Source organism: Irregularibacter muris, assembly GCF_024622505.1.
GTDB lineage: Bacteria > Bacillota > Clostridia > Eubacteriales > Garciellaceae > Irregularibacter > Irregularibacter muris.
This window is the reverse complement of sequence record NZ_JANKAS010000001.1, coordinates 335,614-361,123: the sequence shown is the minus strand read 5'-3', so window position 1 is coordinate 361,123 and position 25,510 is coordinate 335,614. Positions and strand designations below refer to the sequence as shown.

22 protein-coding genes, 2 tRNA genes, 1 other RNA gene and 1 pseudogene are annotated in these 25,510 nt (G+C 36.5%); 5 read left to right on the top strand and 21 right to left on the bottom strand.

The window, feature by feature from the left end:
• Positions 1-18 precede the first annotated feature (18 nt).
• The 3 genes from madM (at position 19) to NSA47_RS01735 (ending at position 2,299) form a co-directional block, all read left to right on the top strand.
• On the top strand, positions 19-780 hold the full coding sequence (gene madM, locus NSA47_RS01745; protein ID WP_257529124.1) for a malonate transporter subunit MadM: 762 nt from the start codon (positions 19-21) through the stop codon (positions 778-780).
• A 181-nt stretch (positions 781-961) separates the two neighbouring features.
• A complete protein-coding gene (gene thyA / locus NSA47_RS01740; RefSeq protein ID WP_257529123.1) occupies positions 962-1,789 on the top strand; it encodes a thymidylate synthase in 828 nt (275 codons plus the stop codon).
• Between the two features lie 12 nt (positions 1,790-1,801).
• Positions 1,802-2,299, top strand: coding sequence for a dihydrofolate reductase (locus tag NSA47_RS01735; protein WP_257529122.1), 498 nt, complete (start codon positions 1,802-1,804; stop codon positions 2,297-2,299).
• 43 nt (positions 2,300-2,342) lie between these two features.
• On the opposite strand, the gene NSA47_RS01730 is transcribed toward NSA47_RS01735, so the two are convergent.
• From NSA47_RS01730 to NSA47_RS01685, 10 genes are all read right to left on the bottom strand, one after another.
• Entirely contained in the window at positions 2,343-4,550 is a 2,208-nt protein-coding gene (locus tag NSA47_RS01730; protein WP_257529121.1) for a transglycosylase domain-containing protein, read from the bottom strand.
• A 174-nt stretch (positions 4,551-4,724) separates the two neighbouring features.
• Positions 4,725-5,630 carry an RluA family pseudouridine synthase gene (locus tag NSA47_RS01725; protein ID WP_257529119.1) on the bottom strand — a complete coding sequence of 302 codons (906 nt, stop codon included), beginning with the start codon at positions 5,628-5,630 and terminating at the stop codon, positions 4,725-4,727.
• Positions 5,631-5,812: 182 nt separating this feature from the next.
• Positions 5,813-7,276: a 4Fe-4S dicluster domain-containing protein gene (locus NSA47_RS01720; protein WP_257529118.1), complete on the bottom strand. Its 1,464-nt coding sequence runs from the start codon at positions 7,274-7,276 to the stop codon at positions 5,813-5,815.
• 12 nt (positions 7,277-7,288) lie between these two features.
• Positions 7,289-8,458 (bottom strand): SpoIIE family protein phosphatase, encoded by a 1,170-nt coding sequence (locus NSA47_RS01715; protein ID WP_257529117.1) that lies wholly within the window; start codon positions 8,456-8,458, stop codon positions 7,289-7,291.
• Positions 8,442-10,181 (bottom strand): [Fe-Fe] hydrogenase large subunit C-terminal domain-containing protein, encoded by a 1,740-nt coding sequence (locus NSA47_RS01710; RefSeq protein WP_257529116.1) that lies wholly within the window; start codon positions 10,179-10,181, stop codon positions 8,442-8,444. Before NSA47_RS01710 ends, NSA47_RS01715 begins: the two co-directional genes overlap by 17 nt.
• Before the next feature lie 4 nt (positions 10,182-10,185).
• Positions 10,186-10,425, bottom strand: a complete 240-nt coding sequence (locus NSA47_RS01705) for a (2Fe-2S) ferredoxin domain-containing protein (RefSeq protein WP_257529115.1) — start codon at positions 10,423-10,425, stop codon at positions 10,186-10,188.
• 91 nt (positions 10,426-10,516) lie between these two features.
• A complete protein-coding gene (locus NSA47_RS01700) occupies positions 10,517-11,389 on the bottom strand; it encodes a M23 family metallopeptidase (RefSeq protein WP_257529114.1) in 873 nt (290 codons plus the stop codon).
• Positions 11,390-11,424: 35 nt separating this feature from the next.
• Positions 11,425-11,605: non-coding RNA, 6S RNA (gene ssrS, locus NSA47_RS01695), on the bottom strand.
• A gap of 287 nt (positions 11,606-11,892) precedes the next feature.
• Positions 11,893-11,968 (bottom strand) — tRNA-Val (locus NSA47_RS01690).
• A gap of 12 nt (positions 11,969-11,980) precedes the next feature.
• A tRNA-Gly gene (locus NSA47_RS01685) sits at positions 11,981-12,054 on the bottom strand.
• 141 nt (positions 12,055-12,195) lie between these two features.
• Between NSA47_RS01685 and NSA47_RS01680 the strand changes: the two genes are divergently transcribed.
• Positions 12,196-12,810: an NUDIX hydrolase gene (locus NSA47_RS01680; RefSeq protein ID WP_257529113.1), complete on the top strand. Its 615-nt coding sequence runs from the start codon at positions 12,196-12,198 to the stop codon at positions 12,808-12,810.
• A 72-nt stretch (positions 12,811-12,882) separates the two neighbouring features.
• Here NSA47_RS01680 and NSA47_RS01675 read toward each other — a convergent pair.
• The 11 genes and pseudogenes from NSA47_RS01675 to NSA47_RS01625 all read right to left on the bottom strand — a co-directional run bounded on the left by NSA47_RS01675 (position 12,883) and on the right by NSA47_RS01625 (position 24,332).
• A pseudogene (locus NSA47_RS01675) lies at positions 12,883-14,937 on the bottom strand (thioredoxin domain-containing protein).
• A gap of 124 nt (positions 14,938-15,061) precedes the next feature.
• Positions 15,062-15,427 (bottom strand): DUF1667 domain-containing protein, encoded by a 366-nt coding sequence (locus NSA47_RS01670; RefSeq protein WP_257529112.1) that lies wholly within the window; start codon positions 15,425-15,427, stop codon positions 15,062-15,064.
• Positions 15,427-16,695, bottom strand: a complete 1,269-nt coding sequence (locus NSA47_RS01665; RefSeq protein WP_257529111.1) for an NAD(P)/FAD-dependent oxidoreductase — start codon at positions 16,693-16,695, stop codon at positions 15,427-15,429. Before NSA47_RS01665 ends, NSA47_RS01670 begins: the two co-directional genes overlap by 1 nt.
• Before the next feature lie 12 nt (positions 16,696-16,707).
• Positions 16,708-18,150 carry an NAD(P)/FAD-dependent oxidoreductase gene (locus NSA47_RS01660; protein ID WP_257529110.1) on the bottom strand — a complete coding sequence of 481 codons (1,443 nt, stop codon included), beginning with the start codon at positions 18,148-18,150 and terminating at the stop codon, positions 16,708-16,710.
• Positions 18,151-18,343: 193 nt separating this feature from the next.
• Positions 18,344-19,843 (bottom strand): glycerol kinase GlpK, encoded by a 1,500-nt coding sequence (glpK, locus tag NSA47_RS01655; protein WP_257529109.1) that lies wholly within the window; start codon positions 19,841-19,843, stop codon positions 18,344-18,346.
• A 219-nt stretch (positions 19,844-20,062) separates the two neighbouring features.
• The gene (locus tag NSA47_RS01650; RefSeq protein ID WP_257529108.1) at positions 20,063-20,395 is read right to left on the bottom strand and encodes a Lin0368 family putative glycerol transporter subunit; all 333 of its coding nucleotides are present in this window, start codon (positions 20,393-20,395) and stop codon (positions 20,063-20,065) included.
• Positions 20,396-20,453: 58 nt separating this feature from the next.
• Complete coding sequence (locus NSA47_RS01645; RefSeq protein WP_257529107.1) at positions 20,454-20,807, bottom strand: Lin0368 family putative glycerol transporter subunit; 354 nt, start codon at positions 20,805-20,807, stop codon at positions 20,454-20,456.
• A 67-nt stretch (positions 20,808-20,874) separates the two neighbouring features.
• Complete coding sequence (locus tag NSA47_RS01640; RefSeq protein WP_257529106.1) at positions 20,875-21,441, bottom strand: glycerol-3-phosphate responsive antiterminator; 567 nt, start codon at positions 21,439-21,441, stop codon at positions 20,875-20,877.
• Positions 21,442-21,522: 81 nt separating this feature from the next.
• Positions 21,523-22,152: a dihydroxyacetone kinase subunit DhaL gene (dhaL, locus tag NSA47_RS01635; RefSeq protein WP_257529104.1), complete on the bottom strand. Its 630-nt coding sequence runs from the start codon at positions 22,150-22,152 to the stop codon at positions 21,523-21,525.
• Positions 22,153-22,181: 29 nt separating this feature from the next.
• Positions 22,182-23,180 (bottom strand): dihydroxyacetone kinase subunit DhaK, encoded by a 999-nt coding sequence (dhaK, locus tag NSA47_RS01630; RefSeq protein WP_257529102.1) that lies wholly within the window; start codon positions 23,178-23,180, stop codon positions 22,182-22,184.
• Positions 23,181-23,444: 264 nt separating this feature from the next.
• A complete protein-coding gene (locus tag NSA47_RS01625) occupies positions 23,445-24,332 on the bottom strand; it encodes a LysR substrate-binding domain-containing protein (RefSeq protein WP_257529101.1) in 888 nt (295 codons plus the stop codon).
• 111 nt (positions 24,333-24,443) lie between these two features.
• Between NSA47_RS01625 and NSA47_RS01620 the strand changes: the two genes are divergently transcribed.
• Entirely contained in the window at positions 24,444-25,484 is a 1,041-nt protein-coding gene (locus tag NSA47_RS01620) for a YeiH family protein (protein WP_257529100.1), read from the top strand.
• Positions 25,485-25,510: the final 26 nt, after the last annotated feature.

The following is a 25,510-nucleotide window of genomic DNA, read 5'->3' as shown; positions in this document are numbered from 1 at the left end:
TGAAAGGATGGATTATGTATGTGGAAAATGATATCAGATTTATTCATTGAAAATGGATTAGTTGGGGCTTTGGGAATAGTAGCCCTTATTATACTTATAGCCTATAGTTTTTCTAGGATTATAGGTCAGAAAAGAATGGGCTCTGCCATTGCCATAGTTTTTGCACTGGTTTTAGCCTATATTGCAGGAGTATATACTAAAGGTGGTAAAGGTGTTGCTGATATTCCGATTTTTGCTGGTATGGGCCTTTTAGGAGGAGGCATGCTCAGAGACTATGCCATTATATCTACAGCCTACGGGGTGAAAATTGACAATCTTAAAAAGGCAGGTTTACCAGGTATTGTCTCTCTTTTAGTAGGAGTAACTTTCTCCTTTATTGTAGGTTCCTTAATCGCCTATTTCTTTGGTTATAAGAATCCAGTGGATATTGCCACTATAGGCGCCGGAGCGGTAACATTTATTGTAGGACCGGTGACCGGTTCTGCCTTAGGAGCTAGCTCAGATGTAGTGGCCCTATCTATTGCGGCTGGAGTAGTGAAGTCGGTATTGACTATGATTATCACCCCTCTTATTGCAAAGATAATTAAGTTAGAAACTCCTACCAGTGCCATGGTCTATGGTGGACTCATCGGAACAACCAGTGGCGTTGCCGGTGGACTTGCTGCCACCGATGAAAAACTGGTTCCCTATGGGGCCATGGTTGCAACTTTTTTTACCGGACTCGGTAGCCTAATTTGTCCTTCCATAGGATTTATGGTTGTCAAAGCCATATTTGGATAGAATGAATTTATTATATAAATATATGTTACCAATAAAACTCCCATTCTAGATACAAGGGGAGTTTTATTATTGTCTATGGCTATACATAGTTGTCAATTCAAGTGAAAAAATGTATCATGTATTTAAACCAATTCACTTTAAGAAATCGGTTTTAACTTTTATTGGAAAGGATGTTTGAACTATGAGCATTGCTGATGGAGTATTTATCCATACTTGTGAAAGTATTTTAAATGACGGGGTTAGTACTGAAGGAGAAAAAGTTAGGCCCCATTGGGAGGACGGTACTCCTGCCCATACCATTAAAAAATTTGGTATCATCAATGAATATGATCTATCAAAGGAATTTCCTGTTATTACCCTAAGACCTACAGCTTTTAAAAGTGCTATAGATGAAATTTTATGGATATGGCAGAAAAAAAGTAATAATATCAATGACCTCAATTCTAAAATATGGAATAGTTGGGCTGATGAAGATGGCTCTATCGGTAAGGCCTATGGCTATCAGTTGGGGGTAAAACATCAGTATAAAGAAGGGTTGTTTGATCAAGTAGATCGAGTATTGTTTGATCTAAAAAATAATCCCATGTCTAGAAGAATCATGACCAATATCTATGTTCACCAAGATCTTCATGAAATGAATCTTTATCCCTGTGCCTACTCTATGACTTTTAATGTAGAAGGCAATAAGCTAAATGCTATTTTAAATCAAAGATCTAGCGATGTCTTGGTAGCGAATAATTGGAATGTAGTACAGTATGCGGTTTTATTACATATGTTTGCTCAGGTCAGTGGATTTGAGGTAGGTAAATTGATACACGTTATCGCTGATGCACATATTTATGATCGACATATTGATATGATCAGGGAGCTTATGACAAGGGAGCAATTTCCTGCCCCTGTTTTTAGAATGAATCCTGATATTAAAGACTTTTATGATTTTACTGTAAAGGATTTTGAGCTTGTAGATTATCAAGCGGGAAAACAAATTAAAATTCCTGTAGCTATTTAAGGAGTGTGCCCTATGATTAGTATGATTGTTGCTATGGATCAAAACAATGGAATTGGGAAAAACAATGACCTATTGGCCCATATAAAACCGGATTTATCTTATTTTAAAAAAGTTACTCAAAAACACACCGTGATCATGGGTTATCACACTTATATGTCCTTGCCTATTAGGCCTTTGCCCAATAGACAAAATATTGTTGTCACCAGGAAGAATATCGACATAGAAGGAGCTATTGTTCTCCATAGTATTCAGGAGATTTTGCAATGGATAGAAGACCATGAAGATGATGAAGTTTTCATTTGTGGTGGTGCCTCGATCTACGAACAATTCATGCCCTATGCAGAAAAGTTGTACATTACTCATATTTTCCATAGTTTTGATGCGGATACTTTTTTCCCTAAGATAGGACAAGACTGGGAAATTAAGAATGTACAGGCTACTCGTGAAAATATTGAACATCAATATCCTCATGTTTTTACCCTTTATCAAAGAAAGGTTTCATCCCTTTAAGGAAGATAGTAAATATTGTTTTTTCCATTAAAAAGGCAGCTGTTTAAGCTGCCTTTTTAGTTCTTATAAAACTTTCTTGGTTTTCCATAGATGGATCAGGTTTATTCCAAAGATTATTATAGAAATCTTGAAAACGATCTATAATATGCGGGGAAGTACATTCCTCTTGGGGCGCCTGTCCCTGGAGATATATTTTTACTTCTCTATTTTCTTCAGGACATCGCCCTTCCACAAATCTCATCTCTGTAACTTTATCTATAGAAACTTTTTCCACCAATCTATCTTCAAAATAGGATATTTCATTGGTGGGTATGGTGATTTCTGCTACATCTTCTTCTGTCAAGTTTTGTAATTGGTTTATATCTTTATCAGGCGGAACTATAGTGATCTGGGTGGTATCATCATAGGTGGTCACTACTTGCAATCCCTCGGTTGCTATTAATTTATTCTTTAATAAACTATTATTGTATTTTCCATAAATATCAGCAGCTATGCTGCTTCCCCCTTGCAGAGCCTGATTGTCCTCATTGCCTAACCAGACTGAAGTGACTAAATTATCCAAATATCCTACAAACCATAAATCTTTTTTGGAATCTGTGGTGCCTGTTTTTCCCGCTGTATAATAGGGTAGCCTTGCCCTTTGGGCTGTTCCTCTATTGACTACATCTGTAAGCATGTCCGTTACTTGAGCTGCTGTATCTACAGATAAAACCTGTCTGGTCTCTAAGTTTTGCTCTTCCTTGGAGTAGATGATATTTCCATGAAGATCTTCCACTTTTTCAATAAAATAGGCTTCTTTATAAACTCCGTCATTGGCAAGTACTCCATAGGCATTGGCAAGTTCTATAGGTGTAATCCCCTGAGTCATTCCCCCTAGAGCAGTAGCTAGTTGTCTATCCTCTTGCACTAGGTGGGACATTCCAAATTTCTGAAGGTATTCTATGGCACTTTCCACGCCCATATAATCCATTACCTTTACAGAGGCATTATTTAAAGAATGTACTAAGGCTTCCCTAGTGGTTACATAGCCCATATATTTATCCCCAAAGTTTTTAGGCTCATAACCATTAAAATTTGTGGGTTCATCGAGTACAATGGTATGGTCATTAATGGTCCCATCATTGATCGCTCCTGCAAAATATAGGGGTTTAATGGTCGAACCTGGTTGACGGGCTTTTTTTGCCATATCTATATCCCTTAGCCCTCCGTAGTAGCTCAGCACACGCCCTGTGTTGGGCTCTATAGATACCATTACTCCATTGGCATGCTCTCCAAGTCCATAGTTTTTTAGGCCTTGTTGGATAGCGGCAATGGCTTGATCCTGTAGAGATTGTTTTAAAGTGGTATGGATTTTATATCCACCGTTGTTTATTTGATATTCTGCCATTTCTCTGGCTTCCTGACTATCTACCTTTTCTCTCATTTCTATTTCTTTGGAAAAATGGGAAATCAATTGGTTGATGACTTGATTGACAAAATGTTCATCCCCATTTTTGTATTTTCCTTTGAAACCTCTATCTTTAGACTCAATGATGGTTATTTCTTCTTTTTTAGCTGTATCAGCCTGAGTTTGAGTGATATCTTCATTAGCTGCCATTCGATTTAGCACCACTTCCTGACGCTTTTTTGCCCTTTCGAAATGTTTAGTAGGATCATAGGCACTGGGTGCTTGGGGTAATCCTGCAATAAAAGCGCTTTCCGCCAAAGATAAATCCCAAACATCTTTTCCCAAGTATCTAGTGCTAGCCTCCTGAACCCCATAGATCAATTGACCTAAGTAGATCTCATTTAAATACATTTCTAGTATTTCATCCTTGGTGTATTTTCTCTCTAGTTGTATGGAATAAATTAACTCTTTGAATTTTCTCACAAAGGATTTTTCATTGGTCAAGAAAAGATTTTTTGCTAGCTGTTGGGTAATGGTACTAGCTCCTTCCTTTAATTGTCCACTTTTTATATCCACCATAACTGCTTTTACTATTCTGATTATATCAAAACCACTGTGTTTATAAAATCTAGAATCTTCCACAGCTACAATGGCCTTTTGAAGATCCTTGGGTATCTTTTCTAATTGAACATAGGTTCTATTTTCATTATATACTTCCCCTATGAGTTGTTCATCAGAGGAAAATATTTGACTTTTCATCTTGGGTTGATATTCATAAGAGGAGATATTAAGTTTTCCTCCTGAACATGAAGACAATAGAATGGTTAAGATAAATAAAATCCCTAAAAGCTTTATTGTTTTCACTTTTTTCTCCTTTTCACTATAGATAAATAGTAGAAGTTAGTAGGTGTGTTTACCCTTTATCTTCTATCTTCTTTCTAGTTCTATGTTTTTATTTATAATTCAGATTGCTCTTTATATTATGTTCCAAATGATTGACTTCTATAATTTGGATTAAATATCGAATTTTAAAAATATCTAATTTTGCTCTAAACACTTTCTTAGATATTCCATATCCTCTGGCAAAGGAGCAGAGAATTTCTTATAAACTTTCTTTCTCGGTAAAGTAAAACCTATCTCTCTAGCATGAAGAGCCTGTCTATGAATATATTTTGAAGCTTCAGGATTGTATAGGGAATCTCCTAGAAGAGGATGTCCAATATATTTCATGTGTACCCTTATCTGATGGGTTCTTCCAGTTTCTAATTTTAGTTCCACTAAAGATGCATTTTTATATTCTTGAATTACTTGGTAATGGGTTATAGAGGGACGGCCATTCTCTAATACAGTTCTTCGAATATCCTCTTCTGACGCCAAGCCTATGGGTGCATGAATAACCCCTTGTTTATCCCCTAATTTGCCTTCTACAAAGGCCCAATATACTTTTTCCACCTTATTTTCTTCCATTTGTCTTTGTATGTTTTGATGGGCAAACTTATTTTTTGCAATGAGGATTATGCCCGAAGTGTCCATATCAATACGATTGACAAAACGAATTTTACAGGATATACCCTTTTCTGTCCAATGATGGGCAATGCCATTGGCTAAGGTATCATAAATATGGCCTTTAGTGGGGTGGGCCACTAAACCCGACTGTTTATTGACCAATAGGACATCTTCATCCTCATATACAATATCTAAAGGTATGGGGGCAGGTGCTGCATCTATGTTTTCCTCCCCCATTTCTATCAGTATAGTATCTCCCTCATAAGCTGATTTAAACCATTTTGTTTTTTCATGATTTAATAGGATATATCCATTGTCCTTTATACTTTTTAATAGCCTAGTAGATAGGGAAAGTTCCTCCCTGAGTATTTCTTTAATTTTCATGCCATCATATTTTAAATCTACTTTATATACTAATCTATGGTGATTCTCCTTCATATCTCTCACATCCAATTATCGTTAAGTTTTAAAATCTTTATCCTAGATATTTATTATATACTGTAAAACTATCTTTACCCTTTTTTACCCTTGCCAAATTAAAAATTGCTTTATGAAATAGGTTTCCCTTGTATATTTCATAAAGCAATTATAATCAATTAATGGAATTTATCCAAATTTAATTATTTCTCCTCTTCATTATGATTTCTATGAAGGTGGATATTCTCTAGATCAAAAATCCTCAAGGCACTTAGGGGACTTTTCTCCATTGCTAATTTTGCATATTTATCTACTTCATTTTTATCCTTTGGTTTATGGGTTAAAGAAGACGGGCCCCCAATACAACCTCCTTGGCAGATCATTCCTTCAATCACATTATGCTCTAACTTACCAGCCTTTAATATTTTCAATGCTTTATTACATTCGTCTACACCTTGGCATTGTATGGCCCTTAATTCTTCCTGTAAATTTTGTTCTGCCAATGCCTGTTCCAAAGCTTGGGAGACTCCTCCACTTCTAGCAAAAATCCTCCCATAATAGGAAGCATTATCTAAGGAATCTTCGTCACACTCTTCGATGTCAATTCCAGCACCATCCAAAAGAGCATTTAATTCTTCAAAGGTTAGGACATAATCTATAGCATCTTTTACATCCTCTTTTTGTGCCTCCATTTTTTTAGCAATGCAGGGACCAAAAAATACTACCTCACTATGGGGATGCATATTTTTTACCATCCTGCCTATGGCAACCATGGGAGATACGGTAGTGGATATGTGCTTTGTAAGGGTTGGATAATTTTTATAAATAAGTTCCACAAAGGATGGGCAGCAGGAGGTGGTAAGGGTGCCTCTATCTTCAATAGTTGTTGCAAATTCTTTGCTTTCCTCATAGGCTACAATGTCTGCCCCGAGGGCTACTTCTATTACGTCATGGAAGCCTAGCTTTTTGATGGCAGTTACCACCTGACCGATCTTAGCTGGCGGAAATTGGCTGGAAATGGCTGGCGCAACGAGTGCAAATACTTGCTTTTTTTTATTTCTTAATTTTTCCACTACATCTACTATAGAAGATCTGTCTTCAATGGCACCAAAGGGGCATCGATATACACAGGCTCCACATTGTATACATTTATCATAGTCAATAGAGGCTTTTCTTTTTTCATCAATGGTAATGGCCCCTACTCCACAGGCTTTGTTACAAGGTCTTACCCTCTCAGAGATGGCATCATAGGGACAAGATTTTTTACATCGGCCACATTCTATACATTTTTCTTGATTAATATAAGACCTTTGATCAATAATAATGATAGCATTAGCAGGACACACCTCTTGACAATGATGGGCTAAACATCCCCTGCAGGCTTCAGTAACTGTAAAGCGGTCAATGGGGCATTCGTCACAAGCAATGTCTATAACTTCTACCCATTTATTCTCCTTTTTCTGCCCTCCTAGGGCAAGTTTTACTCGTTCTTCGATAATGGCTTTTTCCTTATAAATACAGCAGCGAAATCTCGCCTTGTTTCCTTCTATGATCCTATCAGGGATTTCTTGCATCTCTTCTTGTAAGGTTCCTTTAAAGGCAAGACTGGCAACTTCTTTTAACACTTTATATTTTATTTTTTGTACATCATTTTCAAATTTTTTCATCGACAAACTCCTTTATATATAACGAATATAAACTTTTTTCCCTAATTGTTTTACTAAACTTACGAGTTGTTGCAATACTTTTCCTTTTATACTAAGTTCCGCGGGAAACTCAGGGTTTTGATGGGCTGGATTCATGGCGTTGCCAATAAAAAGCTGTAAATGGGTACAATCCTCTATAAGCATTTTCGCCACACTTTGGGCACCATCTTTTAAATTTTTATTATCTATTGAATTAAAATTTTCATTGCGAATATAGTTTTTCAAAATCTCTACTACCCTATGGAGGGTTAAAACCCCCTCTGTAACTAAGTCAATCCCCCTTATTTTCCCCATGGGAGGAATCTCCGGGGAAATAGTTGACAGATCCACAATGAGTTTTTCCTCTAGTTCTCTAGCAATGATATTCCCTGCTGTACCACCACAGACAACTTTTTTGCCCTTAGATTTCATAAATTCTTTTACCATTTTACTGTCGGTAGTAGGATTAATAGGAGGACCTGCAAATAAAGAAACCCATTCAGGAGATCTAAGTTTTATGGTTACTGCAGTGGTGTCATCTCCTGGCTTATTAAAATATAAATCCTTACAGGTTGCAATAAGTCTCTTAGAAACATTTTTAGCGCTTTTCTCGGTATAATAAGTTTTTAATAAAAATTGAGATACCTGTTCCCACTGCCAGCCTAGATTGAGTGCTGCGCCAATGCCTGCATGGATTACTCCATCGCTTAGGGCAGTCAGCATATCTCCTTTTTTAAATTTTATTCTGCTTTCTTTTATCTTTTTTCCATGGATTTCAATAAAATTATTATTTAGTTCTTCAATTTGTCCATCCCTAATTAAAACAATAGGTGGATTATCAAATTCTAGGATATATGCTTCTCCACTTTTAAAGATTTGTATTATGGTAAAGGTGGAATAGGCCAACTGCCTTATTTTACAAGTGGGCAGGGTATGGCTGAGGGTATCCACGACTTCAATGATATCCTCTCCTTTTTTTAACATAGTAGAGACAATACTCACCGTTAAAGTAGAAAGGATATTGGCTTTCACTCCACTCCCTAGTCCATCTGCCAAAACTATAATGGTGCTGTCCTTTCCGTAAACTACCTCCACTTTATCTCCACATAGTTCCTCAGAAAACTTATTAATACTCTCATAACCAACATCAATAAAGTTTTCCACTGTATATGTCACCTTCCTGTCCCTGTACCAGTTTTTTCAATTGAGTAAGAGTAACCTTTGTCTCTGCAGTAGTTTCCCCTAGTAAACTAGCTATTTCTTGAGCAACTCTCATTTGTTTGTCAATGACTTCTTGAGCCATATTTAAAGTATTGGTTTTCATTTCATCTAGCGCTTTCTTATTACTCATTTCTTGAGTAATATCACTAAATATTCCCAAATACATATCTTGTTCTTTTATATAGAGCACCGTTTCTATAACAACTAAATCATAGGAAGGTAAATAACGTTTTCCTCTATAGATCAATGGGCTATGGTTTTTTACTTCATTAAATCCTGATTTCTCCATGACCATTTCTATAGGTTTTTTCAAAACCTGAACGTTCTCCCAATGAAATAATTTTTCAGCAGAAGGATTAAATTCAATAATATGAAAATTGTGGTCCAAAACAATAATGGCATTAGGAGTGTTTTGAATAATAAAATTTGATAAGGTCTCCCCCCTGCTTCTCATATAGGGTAGGCACATATATTTTTCAGCCATTCCTTGATATACGGCGATAGCTTTCTCCCTACAGGTGTTGTAACCACATCCTCCACAATTTAATTCATCTTCTTTTTTATGTTTGCCTATTTGTTTTAGAATGCTCTTTATCTCTTCTGGGCTAGGCATTTTGGAGCAAATAGGTCTTTCAATAAATGTTTTATAGACATCCTTTGCTTCAAAATGCAAATTCTTTGCTTGTTTTTTTACATCTATGGTTTTCGTGATATATTCTTTCACCTTTTCTTCCCGTATATATTTTCCCCAGGGTGATTCATAATTGCCCGGTCCATTAATACATCCACCATCACAGGCATTAATCTCTATCCATGTATTTTCTAATTCCCCATTATCTAAATAGGATAGAAGTTCCCTACAGTTTTCTAGCCCATCTATCTTTAATATCTTTCTACCTTTATCCTCCTTGTCCAAAGAACTAAGAGCCACTCCTCCAGCCAGTGGATACCATCTTGCCCTATTACAATAAGTTTGACCAAAGGAAGTAGAGGGTAAATTTTCAATAGAAATGTTTTCCTCCTCTAACCATCTATGAAGTTCATCAAAGGTTATCATTGCATCAATTACTCTATCGTGTTGAAAATGTAAGGTTTCAAATTTCTTAGATATACAAGGGCCGATGAAGACAATTTTGACCTTTTGTCCAAATTGTCTTTGCAATAATCTTCCGTGGGCAATCATGGGAGAAACCACCGGCACCATGTATTTGACCAAATGTGGATAGTATCTTTCTATGAGATAATTTACCGTAGGACAAGAGGTAGTGATCACATGATTATAGTCCTTACGATAATAAAAGTCTTTATAGAGAAGGGATATAATTTCTGCTCCCGCAGCCGTTTCTTCAATAGCATAAAATCCTAATTGTTTTAATGCTGTAACAATTTGGCCTTCTTTCTTTAAATTAAAGGCTGCAGGAAATGATGGTGCAATACTAACCACTACTTTTTGTCCATCCTTTATCCACTCCTGTATGGTCTCCAAATCGCTTTTAATACTTTTTGCATTTTGGGGACAACTATGTAAACAAATTCCGCATCCAATGCACCGCTCGGCAACAATTTCTGCTTGTTCGTCTTTTATTTTTATAGCCTTTACAGGACAGCTCCGTACACATTTGTAACAATTTTTGCAATTAGCCTTAGTAAAATTTATGATATTCATAGAATCATTCCTTTATAAGGTTTTCTATAATTGTCTCTACCTGATTCTCAGATACTGAAATGGCTGGATTATCATCTATTTTTACTGCTACAGCTTTAGTACATTCCCCTATACAAAAGGCTCCCCTTAAATCAATTTCATTTTCTAATCCTCGTTTTTGTATAACTTCTTGCATATTCTTAATGATTTTATAAGACCCCTTTAAATGACAAGCACTACCAATACAAACCTGAATAATATGCATATGTCTTCCCCCTAATAGTTATTTTATTAACAAAGTTAGCAAAAAAAAGAAGATGCGCTCATCTTTAGTATAATACAGTATACAATCTTTGTCAATTTTCTTGTTTTATCTCCCAACCTTTTAAAAAGGGATAAGGATTTATGGCCTCTCCTTCTTGATACATACCGAAATGTAAATGATCAACAAACTTCCCCTCTGTACCTTCTGGTCCATAACCAGTATTGCCAACATACCCTATTATTTCACCACCAGAGATGTTTTTTCCCTGTTTTATATTTTTTCCATAACGATCTAGATGGGCATAGTAATAATAAATCCCATCCTCTCCTGTAATTCCTACTCGCCAACCACCTAATTCATTCCACCCTACATTTTCTATTTTGCCATTACCTACTGAATAAACAGGTGTCCCTTTATCCGCAATAAGGTCAATGCCTTCATGTTTTCTATCTCCTCCATAGGTACGGTCATCCCCCCAACCATTCTCATAATGATAGGCAACATCCTTGGGAATAGGAAATTGTTTATTTCTATATATTTGATCTATCTTACTCAGTTTTTTTGATTTTTTTATTACCTTTTTAGCATATCTTTTACTTTTATAATTTCTAAGGGTTTTGTTGATGTCTCCCTGATTTTTGGTATAGAGAATAGCGATTTTTTCATATTTTTTCTCCTCTATATTTTCTGACCAATTTCTTTCTATAATGTCCATAGCGGCAAAATAATACCACTTAATGCCTATATTTTCCTCCAGGGTAAAATATAGCTCAAGAGATAGGGAAGGAATATTGTCTATATCATGGGATTTGCCCATCTTAAATAAGCTATTGAACAGTATTAATATGCTAAATAAACACAATAGTGCAAATAGCAATATTTTTTTTCTGCTTTTATAACGTCTCCTGAAAACCAAAATTTTTCCTCCTTTTTCAAAATGAAGTACTCCTTTATGGTTATTCATGAGCAAATAAAAAAATACCTCCTTAAAGGAGGTATATATTACCCAAAATGCCGTCCCCTATAATTTTGACGACCTAGTCTTACCTAGGTGGGTGTTCTATCTAAAGCTTTTGTCTTCCATTCATAGATGGCTTGACATCCACTTTAAAATTTGAACTCCCTTCAATGTGATGTAGGTTCAAAATAATAGGGATCAGTTCGAACATCTCAGGATTATGTCAACTACTTTTTAACTATCTTTATTTTAGCAGATCGTAGATAAAAATTCAATATGTGATTTTTCCCATTTTCACCAAAAATAATGATTATTTTGCTCTTTCTAGTGAAAACCTTTACTTCCTTTGATTTAATATTACATATAGGCCTTGACACTTTATAAGGGCATTTATTATTTTACCCTAGTTAGTTTTTTCTATTATATTTTTGCAAAAAAATAAGCATATCACCTGTAGGAGATAAACTTAATCTAAATTGCTTATATATCAAAGAATCTTTTAAACAATATGGTGGGGCGTACAGGACTCGAACCTGTGACTTTCACCACGTCAAGGTGACACTCTACCAGCTGAGTTAACGCCCCTAATATCTTTTTTGGAGCGGGTAAGGAGGATCGAACTCCCGCTGCCGGCTTGGGAAGCCGGTGCTCTACCACTGAGCTATACCCGCAATGTGATATATTTTTATTTTAACAGATTAATAATTCATATGCAACATGATTTTTTATCATCGCATTAATTTGAATGAATTTCCTTCTAGCTGTAGTATAATAAAAGTATAGAGAATAAAGTTTAAAGGATGATGAATGTTATGAATATGGATAAGATCCGCAATAGGATAAAAAATGCTTCCTCCTCATTAGATAAACAATTTAAATATTTTTCTATCTTGGTCCCTATCATTGAGTTAAAGGGAGAACCCCATTTGATTTTTGAAATCCGCTCTCATCTTCTTAGAAGGCAGCCAGGAGAAATTTGTTTTCCTGGAGGAAAAAAAGAATACGATGAAACTTTCAAAGAAGCAGCAATAAGGGAAACCATGGAGGAATTAAATATATCCTTGGACAATATTGAAACCATTGGACAATTATCCTCTGTCAGCACCCATTATAATAATATTATCTATCCCTTTGTAGGGGTTTTGCATAATATTGATTTACAAAGTCTACAGGTTAATAAAGCAGAGGTAGACAAAATATTTACTGTTCCCCTTTCCTTTTTCATGGAAACTCCGCCTTTGGAACATTATATTGAAACATCCCCCCATCCCCTGGAAGATTTTCCCTACCATCTGCTTCCCAATGGTGAGGATTATCCATGGTTTAGAGGAAAATATTCAGTATACTTTTATCAATATGAAGGTCATGTGATATGGGGGTTAACAGCCAAGACAATTAAAAATCTTGTAGACATTTTGCAAAAATAAAGCAGGAGAAAAAATTCTCCTGCTTCAGCTTTATCCTATATGATTTTTCTTCTGCTATTCTTAACCTTTTATCTATATCCTCATTATATTTTCCTTAAACTCTTCCACATCAGTAATAGGCTGTTGGCAGGAAAAGTTCTGGCAGATGTAGGCAGTAGATTTTTCGTCTATCATTTTTTGTTGTGCTACAAATTCTATCGTTGAATCTATAAGTTTTTTATTTTCTCCTTCATAGCCCACAACAGTTGTAATTCGGGGTAAAAATTTCCTATGGAGAATATCTATCATTTGCTTTATTTCTCTATTGTCTTTTTTGCCTACAATAACTACCTCACTAGTATTTCCCCTAGAAAACATATAGGCCATCAATAAATGAGTATGGGACATGGGAACACTGTTGACACTTTCTCCAAAGAAGGCAAATTGTTTTTCGACATAGTTCTCTAACTCCGCATCCCCAAAGATTCAAGCCAGCTTTAAAAAATTTAAGGTTGCTACAGAATTACCCGAAGGCATAGCTCCATCAAATATATCTTTTGGTCTAAACAAAAGGGATTCTGCATCCTTTCCATTGAAAAATAGTCCTCCCTTTTCTTCATCCCAAAATAATTCAATCATTTGGCCATTTATCTCTTTTGCCAGTTGTATATAATCAAAATTGTAAGTGGCGTCGTAAAGCTCTGTTAATGCCCAAACAATATAGGCATAGTCATCTAAATATCCTAGGTAGGCCCTTTCTCCTTCACGAAATCGGGCATATAATCGCCCTCTTTCATCCCTTAGATTTTTGAGAATAAAGTGTATGGATTTTTCTGCTGCTGAAATATATTCATCCTTCTTGAGAACTTTTCCTCCCATAGCTAGAGCAGCGATCATCATTCCATTCCAAGAAGTAAGTATTTTATCGTCCTTATGGGGATGAATTCTCTTTTCCCTGTACTCAAATAGTTTTTCCTTCCATTGCTGTATTTTCCCTTGATCCTTTGGATGAGATAGGCCATAGTCAATAAGGTTAGGAATATTTTTTCCTTCAAAATTTCCATAGGTAGTAATGTCAAAGAGTTTACAGAATTCCTCTCCTTCTTTTTCTCCCAATATATTCGTGATCTCTTCCTTGCTCCAAACATAAAATTTTCCTTCCACTCCTTCAGAATCTGCATCTTCAGCGGAATAAAAGCCTCCATCCGGATGACTCATATCTCTTAGGATATAAGTAAATATTTCCTCAGCTACCTGGGCATATAAGGGATTACTGGTTACCTGATAGGTCTCTAAGTATGTAATAGCCAACAGGGCATTATCATAGAGCATTTTTTCAAAATGGGGAACCAACCATTCACCATCGGTGGAATATCTAGAAAAGCCATACCCAATATGATCATATATTCCCCCTGCATACATGCTTTGCAAGGTTTTCTCCACCATGTTTAATACTTCTTCCTCTTTGTTTTCTTTCCAACAACGTAATAAAAACCTTAAATTATGGGGTGTTGGGAATTTAGGAGCAAAACCAAAGCCACCATATATCTCATCAAAGTTTTCCTTGAAATAACCCAAAGTTTCCTCCACTACATATTTCTCTATGTCCTGATGATCTACATTATCTATATGGTCTTGAATACTCTTTGTATTTTCACTACTGGTAGATAATAATTCATCTCTTTTGGTTTGCCATAATTCTTTTATTTTATTTAAAAGGGTAACCAATCCTATCCGGCTTCCCATATCCTGTTTAGGAAAATAAGTCCCTGCATAAAAAGGTTTTTGATCAGGAGTCAAAAACACCGTTAAGGGCCATCCCCCTTGACCAGTTATGGCCTGGCAAAAAGTCATATAAATGTGATCTAAATCAGGCCTCTCCTCTCTATCCACCTTTATAGCTACAAAGTGATCATGTAAAATCTTTGCCACTTCCTCATCCTCAAAGGATTCCCTTTCCATGACATGACACCAATGGCAGGTAGAATAGCCAATACTTAAAAATATAGGTTTGTCCTCTCTTGTAGCTTTTTCAAAGGCTTCCTCTCCCCATGGATACCAGTCCACCGGGTTGTGAGCATGTTGCAGTAGATATGGACTTTTTTCATGTATTAAACGATTGGATTTAGACTCTTTTTTCCCTTGCATTTATTTACACTTCCCCTTGTCATTTTATTATTCTAGTATACCCAAAAAGCTATCGGGCATATCACCTGATAGCTTTGAAAGTGCAAATTCCTTTTCTACGTTCCCATTGGGTTTGCTATGGATACTATTCCATGCTTCTCGTCGCCACTAACTGTACCCCTGTACCTAAGATATCTTCTACAATGACCTGGCCTACTTTTACAGGAGCATCGACTTCTAGAGAGTTAATAAGTTCCATGCATTGGTAGTTCATATCTTTGGGTATTGCCCCCTTGGTTTTTACTGGTAGTCGATTTAGTAAAGCACGGTTAATCTTTATGGTGGAGGTGATGACTCTTGTGGGATTGGTCATTTCTAAGATGCCATAACGTTCACCTCTTTTGCATTGATTGCCTTGAATTTTATATCCCTTGGGGTCAGTATCATCCTTTGTAATTTGCAAATGACATCCTATAGGACATACAATACAAATGATTTCTTTTTTTCCCATTATCTCTTCCCTCCCTCTTTTACTTCAACTTTTAAAGTTTTTCCTTTAGCGTTTTTTAAGAGGTCTACATCTATATTTATTCTTTCCATTTCTCCAGGAGTTAAGGTCTTCTTTCTCACCTTTTTGATGATTTCATCCTCTAGTTTTACATGAATCATGGCATCGGAATACACATCATCTGATCTCATAAAAAGGGTAAGAGTCTTCTCTAAATTATCTACCTGGATTACCTGAGGGACAATATATCGAATGCCTTTTTCTGCCTGAGCATAAACACTCTTTTCTCGTTGATTAAATCCTTCTATAATATATTTAGCCGCGTTCTTTCCTGCCTTACGCCCTTCCTCACTGACATAATCCACTAAATCATGAACATGAACCACATTACCACAGGCAAAAATTCCATTTACTGTGGTTTCCATTGATTCATTTACTATAGGTCCTCCTGTAATGGAATCCAATTTTAAATGGGCACTCTTGGAAAGTTCATTTTCGGGGATTAATCCCACAGATAGAAGCAATGTGTCGCAGGAGTAATACTTTTCTGTACCTTTTATTGGTCTTTTCTTTTGGTCTACTTGGCAAACTTCTACTCCCTGTACTCTATCTTTTCCATCTATTCTTGTTATGGTATGACTTAGTAGCAGTGGGATGTCATAGTCATGGAGGCATTGAACAATATTTCGAGTAAGTCCCCCCGAATAGGGCATAATCTCTGCTACTCCCATGACTTCTGCCCCCTCTAAGGCAAGCCTTCTTGCCATAATAAGCCCTATATCTCCTGAACCTAAAATAAATACTTTTTTTCCTACCATATAACCTTCCATATTAATAAATCTTTGTGCTGTTCCTGCTGTGTATATTCCAGCCGGTCTGCTACCTGGAAGTTTTATGGCCCCTCTCGTTCGTTCTCTACATCCCATGGAAAGGATGAGGGCCTTTGCTCTTAAATTAATCAATCCATCCTTACTATTTATAGCACTTATTGTCTTGTCTTCTGTAATATTGACCACCATGGTGTCCAATTTATATTCAATTTCTAGTTCCTTTAATTGCTCTATAAATCTCTGAGCATATTCGGGGCCAGTTAACTCTTCCTTAAATTCATGTAGACCAAAGCCATTATGAATACATTGTTGCAAAATGCCCCCTAGTTCTCTATCCCTTTCTATAACCAAAACCTTCTCTACGCCTTTCTTTTTCGCTTCCACAGCGGCGGCAAGTCCTGCTGGTCCTCCTCCGACTACTACAATATCATACTCAATCATGTCAGCACCCCCTTATTTCTTCCCCTTATTGGTTTTTCCAGTTAATATATAGGAATTCTTGCTGTCCTTCACAATTTCATCCATGTCCTTGCCTAACTCTTTTGCCAAGATCTCCATTACCCTAGGAGCACAAAATCCCCCTTGACATCTACCGGTTCCTGGTCTGGCTCTTCTTTTTACTCCATCTACAGTGGTTGCTCCTGCTTTTCTGTGAATAATATCTACGATTTCTCCTTCAGTGATGCTCTCACATCTGCAGATGATTCTTCCAAATCGAGCATCTTTTTTTATAAGTTGTGCTTTTTCTACATCACTCAATTGGTCAAAACGTACTACTCTTTTTCGTCTAGGGTTATAATCATCTTTTTCTTTTAACTCTCCTATAATCCCGCCAAGTATATTGACTACATGTTTTGCAATAGCAGGGGAAGATGTTAGTCCAGGGGACTTAATACCTGCTACATTGATAAATCCTTTTGCATCCTTTGCTTCCCCTATAATAAAGTCTTTTGTACTAGGCTCTGCTCGGAGTCCTGCATAGGTGGTAATGACCTTATGGGCAGGAACATGGGCAGCAGATTTTCTGGCGATTTCTTCTATAATCTTTAAGTTTTCTGCTGTGGTTGTCAGGTTTTCTTTATCTTCCATATCTTGAGCATCTGGACCTAACAAAAGATTGCCGTGCACGGTGGGGGTGATGAGTATACCTTTACCTAGCTTTGTAGGACATTGAAAGACAACTTTATTGACGAAACCTCCCTCGCTTTTGTCCAATACAAAATATTGCCCCCTTCTAGGCGTGATAACAAATCTATCCTGGGATACCATATTATTGATGTGATCAGCATGAAGACCAGCGCAGTTGATAACATATCGTGAATTTATCTCTTGATGGTTGGTCATTAACCTATACCCCGTCATGGTTTTTTGGATATCTAACACCTGAGTATTTAATAAAATTTCCACTCCATTTTCTGCTGCATTTTCTGCTTGGGCAATGGCTAGTTCCCAGGGATTGATAATGCCACAAGTGGGAGCATGGAGTGCGCCTACTATAGATTGGTTTAGGTTAGGCTCCATTTCTCTTACCTTGTCCCCTGAGATAATCTCTACACCTTTGACATTATTTTCTATACCCTGTTGGTATAAGGTCCTTACTGTTTTCATTTCTTCCTCGCTAAAGGCCAATACAAAAGAACCTATCCTTTTATATTCCACATCTAGTTCATCACATATTTGATCAAACATAGGGTTACCCAAGGAGTTGAACTTGGCCATTTGGGTACCAGGTTTGGTATCATACCCTCCATGGATAATGGCACTATTGGCCTTGGTGGTGCCGTTGGATACGTCGTTTTCTTTATCCATCAATACTACTTTGATTTCATATCTAGACAATTCTCTCGCTATGGAGGTACCTATTACACCAGCTCCTATTATTGCAACATCAAACATTTTCTTTTCCCTCCCCTTTCTCTATAGACAAGCAAGCTGGAATCTTAATAAGAAATGAATTGTTTATCTATAGATATCATAGAAAAAGGCCGCACAAATCTATCCCCATTTTATCTTGGGCTTAATTTGTGCGGCTCTCTTACTCTTGCCTTACGATATAGACTTTTATTTTAATGATGATTCTCAATATATTTTATGCTTCTTCCCAGTCTAAGGCTCTTTCTACTGCTTTTTTCCAACCAGCATATAGTTTTTCTTTTTCATCTTCAGCCATTTCTTGTTGGAATACTCTATCCACGTTCCATTTCTTAGCAATCTCTTCCTTGTTCTCCCAGAATCCAACGGCTAAGCCTGCTAGATAGGCAGCACCTAAAGCAGTAGTTTCTATGATTTCTGGTCTATGAACAGGAACACCTAAAACATCAGACTGAAATTGCATTAAGAAGTTATTGGCAACGGCTCCACCGTCTACCTTTAAGGCTTGAAGATTGATCCCTGAATCTTCCTGCATGGCTTCTAAAACATCTCTAGTTTGATAGGCAATAGACTCCAAAGCAGCTCGGATAATATGATTTCTATTGGCCCCTCTAGTTAATCCTACCATGGTTCCTCTCGCATACATATCCCAATGGGGGGCTCCCAATCCTACAAAACCAGGGACTAAATATACCCCATTATTATCTTCAACTTCAGTGGCAAAGTATTCGCTATCCTTGGCATGGTCAATTAATTTTAACTCATCTCTTAACCATTGGATAACGGCTCCGGCTATAAATATACTTCCTTCTAGGGCATATTCAACCTTGCCATCTACTCCCCAAGCAATAGTGGTAAGAAGGCCGTTTTTGGAGGGTACCATTTCTTCCCCTGTATTCATTAACATAAAGCAGCCCGTTCCATAAGTATTTTTTGCCATACCCGCTTCAAAACAAGCCTGACCGAATAATGCTGACTGCTGATCCCCTGCTATACCTGCGATAGGTATCATAGCTCCGCCAAAGGTAGCTTCATCAGTATATCCATAAACTTCACTAGATTGTTTAACTTCTGGTAACATAGATGCTGGAATATTTAATTCTTCTAATATCTTCTCGTCCCACTTGAGATCTTTAATATTGTAAAGCATGGTTCTAGAAGCATTGGAATAATCCGTTACATGTACTTTCCCCCGAGTAAGGTTCCAAATAAGCCAAGTATCAATATTACCAAATAATAATTCCCCTTTTTCGGCTTTTTCTCTAGCCTCTTCTACATTATCAAGAATCCATTTAACTTTTGTTCCTGAGAAGTAAGCATCGATTACAAGTCCGGTATGATTTTTTATGTATTCCTCTAGTCCTCTAGACTTTAGATTATCACATATAGCAGCCGTTCTTCTACATTGCCAAACGATGGCATTATATATGGGTTTTCCTGTATTTTTATCCCATACTACAGTGGTTTCCCTCTGGTTTGTGATACCGATGGCAGCCACTTCTTGAGGCCTAATTCCTGCAGTTTCAAGAACTTCTCTAGCCACTCCACTTTGTGTGCCCCATATTTCCCCTGCATCATGTTCTACCCATCCAGCTTTTGGATAGATTTGGGTAAATTCCTTTTGCGCAACCCCGACTATCTTTCCATCATGATTAAACAATACCGCTCTTGAACTTGTAGTTCCTTGATCAAAGGCTAAAATATATTTCTTTTCCATAAGTATCCCCCTTAATTTATAGTGTTTTTAGAAAGATATAATACATAGATAAGCAATGTAAAATCTTAATAAAAAGTTTAATGCCCTAATGCTTTTTATTGGAAAATATCATTGCTTATCTATAATTTATTGTGAAATATAAAATATGATTGCATTAAAATATACTATGAATTTTATTAGAGGTTGTATTTTTATTCAGTTTCTCTTATCTGTAATCCTTTACAAAAAACAAGATAGAAGAAATCCGCCTAAAGTTCCTCCAACTAATGCAGCAAGATAATCAGGCACACCCTTAGAAAAACTATCTCCACTAACTACTGATGCAGTAAAAAGTCCTATTCCAGCTGCCCAAGCCATATCTACCCATGCTCCTGTTTGGAATATCATACCTACACCATGATTTAATGTCCATGTGGTGCCAACAATAAAACCTGCTGCCATCCATCCGCCGATATTTCCCCAGTTTTCAACCATTTTTCCCCATATCATTCTGATAAGAAATGGGAAAATAAATGCCCCTGCAAAGGTTGCCACTATATTTTGAAATGTCACTACTAGTCCCCCCTTCTTTATTATTTTAAATCACACATGATATAAACCTTTTTAGGCTCTAGGCCTTTTTGGATGCCAAGTATTTCTCACATTTAGCCGCCATAAAACCTCCAGCTATGCCTCCTAACAACACTACGATTAGGGTTGGTAGTGCAGCCGTAAAGGCTTCTCCGCCTTGCATAAATACATCTCTCATGGTTCCCGCCATTCCTATACCTGCTGCCATGTCTACAAAGGCTCCTCCGTTATTTACTAAACCTACAGCATGATTTAGGAACCACATGGTACCAATGATGATAAAGCCGGCAAACCATCCTCCAAAGATTCCATAAGCGTCAGCAAAGGCTCCCCAGACACTCATCACGAAGATACCTGCTATTGCGGTCCCAATAATTGTGCTAATATGCTTCATTGTTACACCTCCTTTTATATTATACTTATGTATGTGACTAGGATAAATATTCCTATAAACTCCCCAACTACACATACCATATTTTTTCGTTACTAGTGGAAATTCCTATGGCACCAGATTGTAAGCTATGAATAACATCTTCTTTATGTGTGATTAGCCCTCCGGCAATGATGGGGATATTGGTCTCTTTCTGTACATATTTAGTTACCCTAGGGATAATGCCTGGTAGTATTTCTATGGCATCGGGTTTTGTACTCTTTACAGATTTTATTCCTGTTTCTAAGGATAATGAATCTAAGGCAAACAATCGTTGTATGGAGAAAAAGTCCATTTGTTTGGCCGCCTTCACAAGATTTCCCTTTGTAGTGATGATGCCGTCTGGTGAAATATGTTCATGCATAAATTTTAAAGCCATGATGCTTTTAGATAGACCTTCTATTAAGTCTATATGAACATAGATGAGTTTTCTCTTGTCTTTTACTCTATCTACAATGTGTTTTATATTAAATATGTCCCCATGTAAAAGGAAAACAATATTACATGGGGAATGAATTGCTCTTTCAGCTTCCTCCATATTGTTTATAGCGCCAATGATCGGATTAGTATTTAGATTGTCAAAAAATTTATTGTTCATCTAACCTATCCCTTCAAATAGCAAAATCTAAAATATCTTGGAGAAGATAACTTTCATTGGTTGACATCATCATTTTCCCCTTTATGATTTAAGAGTGTTAGCGATTTCTCTTATGATAATATAGCTGGAGGTTGCACCTGGATCTTGGTGACCTATGCTTCTTTCCCCTAGGTAACTCGCTCTACCCTTTCTTGCAATAATGGTCTTGGTGAATTCTACCCCTTCTTGTGCAGCTATTGCAGCCCTTTCAAAAGCCATAATAGTATCTTCCCCATTTTCCACTGCTTTTTCCAAGGCCTCATGGGCGGGTATGAGAGCATCTAACATTGTTTTATCTCCCTTTTGAGCCTTCCCCCTAATTTTTATTCCCTCTATAGCTTCATAAAATATTTTTACTGCATCCTGCTTGTCTATATCCATTTTCCCACTGACTACCATGGATGATTTTAAAAATGCTGTACCATATAAAGGACCTGATGCGCCTCCTACAGTAGATATTAATGTCATGGCTACGGTTTTTAAGATGGTGCCACAATCCTTATCCTTTAAATCTTCTAGCTTATTGAGCACGGCAGTAAATCCCTTGCTCATATTAATTCCATGGTCGGAATCTCCTATGGGATTGTCTAAATCTGTTAAGTATTCTTTATTTGATTTTATTGCTTCTGCTATATTCTGAATGATCTTTAAAAGGCTTTTGGATGTAATCATAATTCACTCCTCCTGTAAACAGATATGGCTTACAACTGTTTGAAAGCAGGTGTATCTGCCTCTCCATCTAATAGTTCCTTTAGCTCATCATCTAATTTAAGTACACTTATGGATGCACCGGCCATTTCTAGAGACGTCATAAAGTTCCCTACTAGAGTTTTGTAGACTTTTATTCCTTGTTCCCCTAGTTTTTTATGAACTTCCCTATTTACAATATAAAGTTCCATCAATGGCGTACCTCCAAGACCATTCACCATTACAGCAACTTCTTCATCTTCTTTTACTTCCATATCATCAAGGATTTTTTCTAGGAGTTGATCTGCTATTTCATCAGCTGATTTTATGCTTTCCTTGTGAGTACCTGGTTCTCCATGTATTCCTAATCCCACTTCCATTTCATCCTCGCCGATTTCAAAGCTTGGTTTACCAGCAGCAGGTACGATACAAGGGGTTAGGGACATTCCCATAGAGCGAACATTTTTTACCACCTTATCTGCTACCCTTTTTACTTCTTTAAGCTCCAATCCTTTTTCAGCAGCTGCTCCTGCCAGTTTGTGAATCAATACGGTCCCTGCTATTCCTCTTCTACCTGTTGTATAGGTACTGTTTTCTACTGCAACATCGTCATTTACCACAACATTTTCTACAAGAATTCCCTCTGCTGCAGCCATTTCTGCGGCCATTTCAAAGTTCATAATGTCTCCCGTGTAGTTTTTAATAACCAATAATACTCCTGCCCCTCCATCTACCGCTTTGATCGCTTCATATACTTGATCAGGAGTGGGTGATGTAAATACTTCCCCTGCTACTGCACCATCTAACATGCCTTTTCCTACAAATCCTCCATGGGATGGTTCATGACCACTTCCTCCTCCACTTACTAAGGCTACCTTGTCCTGTACGGGAGAATTTTTTCTAACTAATACGTCATATCCCTCCACTCTTTTTACATACTCCGGATGAGCTGCTACCATTCCCTGGAGCATTTCCTCTACAACATTTTCCCTGTCATTAATAATCTTCTTCATTATCCCACTCTCCTTTATTTTTGTTATCATTGATTAAAAACCTGCCTTGTAACCCTTTAAACCATTAGGCTTAAACTATTATGCTAGTTGATTTTGAACAATTAGCATAATAGAGAGGGTTATGCTTAATATATATTTTAATAATTCTTAATTATGACAAGCATTGGAATATTTTCCGCAAAAAACACATGGCTACTGTCTTCCTCTTTCAAGGCAGTATTCATGTGTTTTTGATCTTATATTGATATGGTTTTAAATAGATTTTTAAGTAACTTTTCTAAAAAATGATAAAAATTTTTCCAAATCCTTTTTCATAATGTTATTTTCTAAATAGATAAAATTAAACTCTCGTTCAATAATGAAATCCTCGATTACAATTTCAACTAATTCTTTATTTTCTATCTCCTTTCTTACAGCATCCTCATACATAAAACTAAGTCCTATTTCCCTTTTCACCATTTCCTTTATTACATTTACATTCCCTATTTCTATAGTGTTTTTAAATCCCTGTAGAGTATAATTTTTATCAAATAGACCTCTTTCTAGCACCTCTCTAGAGCCTGATCCTTTTTCCCTAATGATCATAGTTTCCTCCATAATGTCTTTTAAAGAAACCTTTTCCATTCTTATAAAGGGGTGAGTGATGGGAGCAGTGAGTATAAATCGAGAAGTTTTATAAAGTTTAGTTGCATAGTCTGATTTGTTAAAAAGGCCCTCTACTAGTGCAAAATGTATTTGGCCCTTTTGTAACAACTCAAGAACTTTCTCGGTATTATCCACATACATCGTTATCCTATACTCATGAAAGGTTTTCATGAAATCATCTAAGATAGGTGGTAGAGTAAACTCCCCTATGGTTAAAGTGGCTGCAAATCTTATTTCCTTTTGTACACGATTTAATTCTTTGATTTTTTGTAATACATTTTTCTCATTCACCTTTGTGCTTAATGCATATTTATAAAAAATTTCCCCTGCCTTGGTTACCTTTAGTTGTCTATTGGAATAATGAAAAAATTTACAGTCATAATAATTTTCCAGAGATTGAATATGTTGGGTCACAGCAGGCTGAGTTATACAAAGTTCCTCAGCAGCTTTTGTATAACTTCTATTTTTATATAAAGATAAAAATGTATTTACTTTTATATCAAGCATTTTCATCACCTCTATAATTTATTCTTATATAATTATAATCATTTATAATTATATTTTATATTCAAAAGGTGATAAAATCAAAAGGAATTTATTTAAGGAGATGATGGTTTTATGCATATTAAAAAATATGTACCCGGAATATTTTTTACTCTGTTATTGGCCTATATTTCTATGTTTTTTAGTGGACTTATTCCTTATAATCTGATAGGCGCTGGTGTTTTTGCTCTATTGATCGGAATGTTATTAAATCCCGTTATATCAAAATATACATTTTTTGATGCAGGCTTAGGATTCACTTCAAAAAAGATACTACGTCTAGCTATTGTACTTATGGGACTTGGTCTTAGTTTTAAACAGGTTATGGAAGTGGGAAAGTTCTCTCTATTTGTTATGATATTTACTTTGGCCACAGCCTTTGGCGGCGGTTACCTACTTGGGAAACTATTTCACATGAATTGGAAACTGTCCAGCCTTATTTCAGCAGGAACGGGAATCTGTGGAGGTTCGGCTATTGCTGCTATTGCACCCGTTATTGAGGCTGAGGAAAGTGATATTGCCTATGGGATTTCTGCTACTTTTATTTTCGATGTTTTAATGGTTATTCTTTTTCCCATTGCTGGAAGGTATTTTCATATGTCGGATTTGGGTTATGGCTTATGGACTGGGACAGCAGTAAATGATACCTCTTCAGTAGTAGCTGCTGGCTACGCCTTTTCAGATATGGCGGGTAAACTCTCTGTTATTGTTAAATTAACAAGAACTTTGTCCATTATCCCCATTGTGCTTATATTTTCCTATATAAATGAACGCCTTTTACGGAAGGAAGCTAGGTTGGCTATGGGAAATGAGGAAGTAGCTTCTACCAGAGCAAATGAAGGTGTCAATATTAGAAAAATCTTTCCTTGGTTCATCTTGATGTTTCTTGGCATGGTAATCATTAAGAGTTTAGGTTTTGTTCCTGAATCGGTTAGCCACTCTCTTTCTAATATGAGTAAGCTTTTTATGGTCATGTCTTTAGGAGCCATTGGTCTTAGAACAAACTTTAAAAAGCTTGCTAAGTCTGGTTTTACACCGATGATCCATGGTTTTATTATTTCAGCTTTAGTGGTAGTTGTTTCCTTCTTAGTGCAGATGATGTTTGGACAAATCTAATTTACAAATGAAAATATTTTAATTTT

Bases quoted from the DNA above. Each gene is read 5' to 3' on its own strand.
- madM (WP_257529124.1), top strand. From the start codon at position 19: ATGTGGAAAATGATATCAGATTTATTCATTGAAAATGGATTAGTTGGG.
- thyA (WP_257529123.1), top strand. From the start codon at position 962: ATGAGCATTGCTGATGGAGTATTTATCCATACTTGTGAAAGTATTTTA.
- NSA47_RS01735 (WP_257529122.1), top strand. From the start codon at position 1,802: ATGATTAGTATGATTGTTGCTATGGATCAAAACAATGGAATTGGGAAA.
- NSA47_RS01725 (WP_257529119.1), bottom strand. From the start codon at position 5,630: ATGAAGGAGAATCACCATAGATTAGTATATAAAGTAGATTTAAAATAT.
- NSA47_RS01720 (WP_257529118.1), bottom strand. From the start codon at position 7,276: ATGAAAAAATTTGAAAATGATGTACAAAAAATAAAATATAAAGTGTTA.
- NSA47_RS01710 (WP_257529116.1), bottom strand. From the start codon at position 10,181: ATGAATATCATAAATTTTACTAAGGCTAATTGCAAAAATTGTTACAAA.
- NSA47_RS01705 (WP_257529115.1), bottom strand. From the start codon at position 10,425: ATGCATATTATTCAGGTTTGTATTGGTAGTGCTTGTCATTTAAAGGGG.
- NSA47_RS01700 (WP_257529114.1), bottom strand. From the start codon at position 11,389: ATGAATAACCATAAAGGAGTACTTCATTTTGAAAAAGGAGGAAAAATT.
- NSA47_RS01680 (WP_257529113.1), top strand. From the start codon at position 12,196: ATGAATATGGATAAGATCCGCAATAGGATAAAAAATGCTTCCTCCTCA.
- NSA47_RS01670 (WP_257529112.1), bottom strand. From the start codon at position 15,427: ATGGGAAAAAAAGAAATCATTTGTATTGTATGTCCTATAGGATGTCAT.
- NSA47_RS01665 (WP_257529111.1), bottom strand. From the start codon at position 16,695: ATGATTGAGTATGATATTGTAGTAGTCGGAGGAGGACCAGCAGGACTT.
- NSA47_RS01660 (WP_257529110.1), bottom strand. From the start codon at position 18,150: ATGTTTGATGTTGCAATAATAGGAGCTGGTGTAATAGGTACCTCCATA.
- glpK (WP_257529109.1), bottom strand. From the start codon at position 19,843: ATGGAAAAGAAATATATTTTAGCCTTTGATCAAGGAACTACAAGTTCA.
- NSA47_RS01645 (WP_257529107.1), bottom strand. From the start codon at position 20,807: ATGAAGCATATTAGCACAATTATTGGGACCGCAATAGCAGGTATCTTC.
- NSA47_RS01640 (WP_257529106.1), bottom strand. From the start codon at position 21,441: ATGAACAATAAATTTTTTGACAATCTAAATACTAATCCGATCATTGGC.
- dhaL (WP_257529104.1), bottom strand. From the start codon at position 22,152: ATGATTACATCCAAAAGCCTTTTAAAGATCATTCAGAATATAGCAGAA.
- dhaK (WP_257529102.1), bottom strand. From the start codon at position 23,180: ATGAAGAAGATTATTAATGACAGGGAAAATGTTGTAGAGGAAATGCTC.
- NSA47_RS01625 (WP_257529101.1), bottom strand. From the start codon at position 24,332: ATGCTTGATATAAAAGTAAATACATTTTTATCTTTATATAAAAATAGA.
- NSA47_RS01620 (WP_257529100.1), top strand. From the start codon at position 24,444: ATGCATATTAAAAAATATGTACCCGGAATATTTTTTACTCTGTTATTG.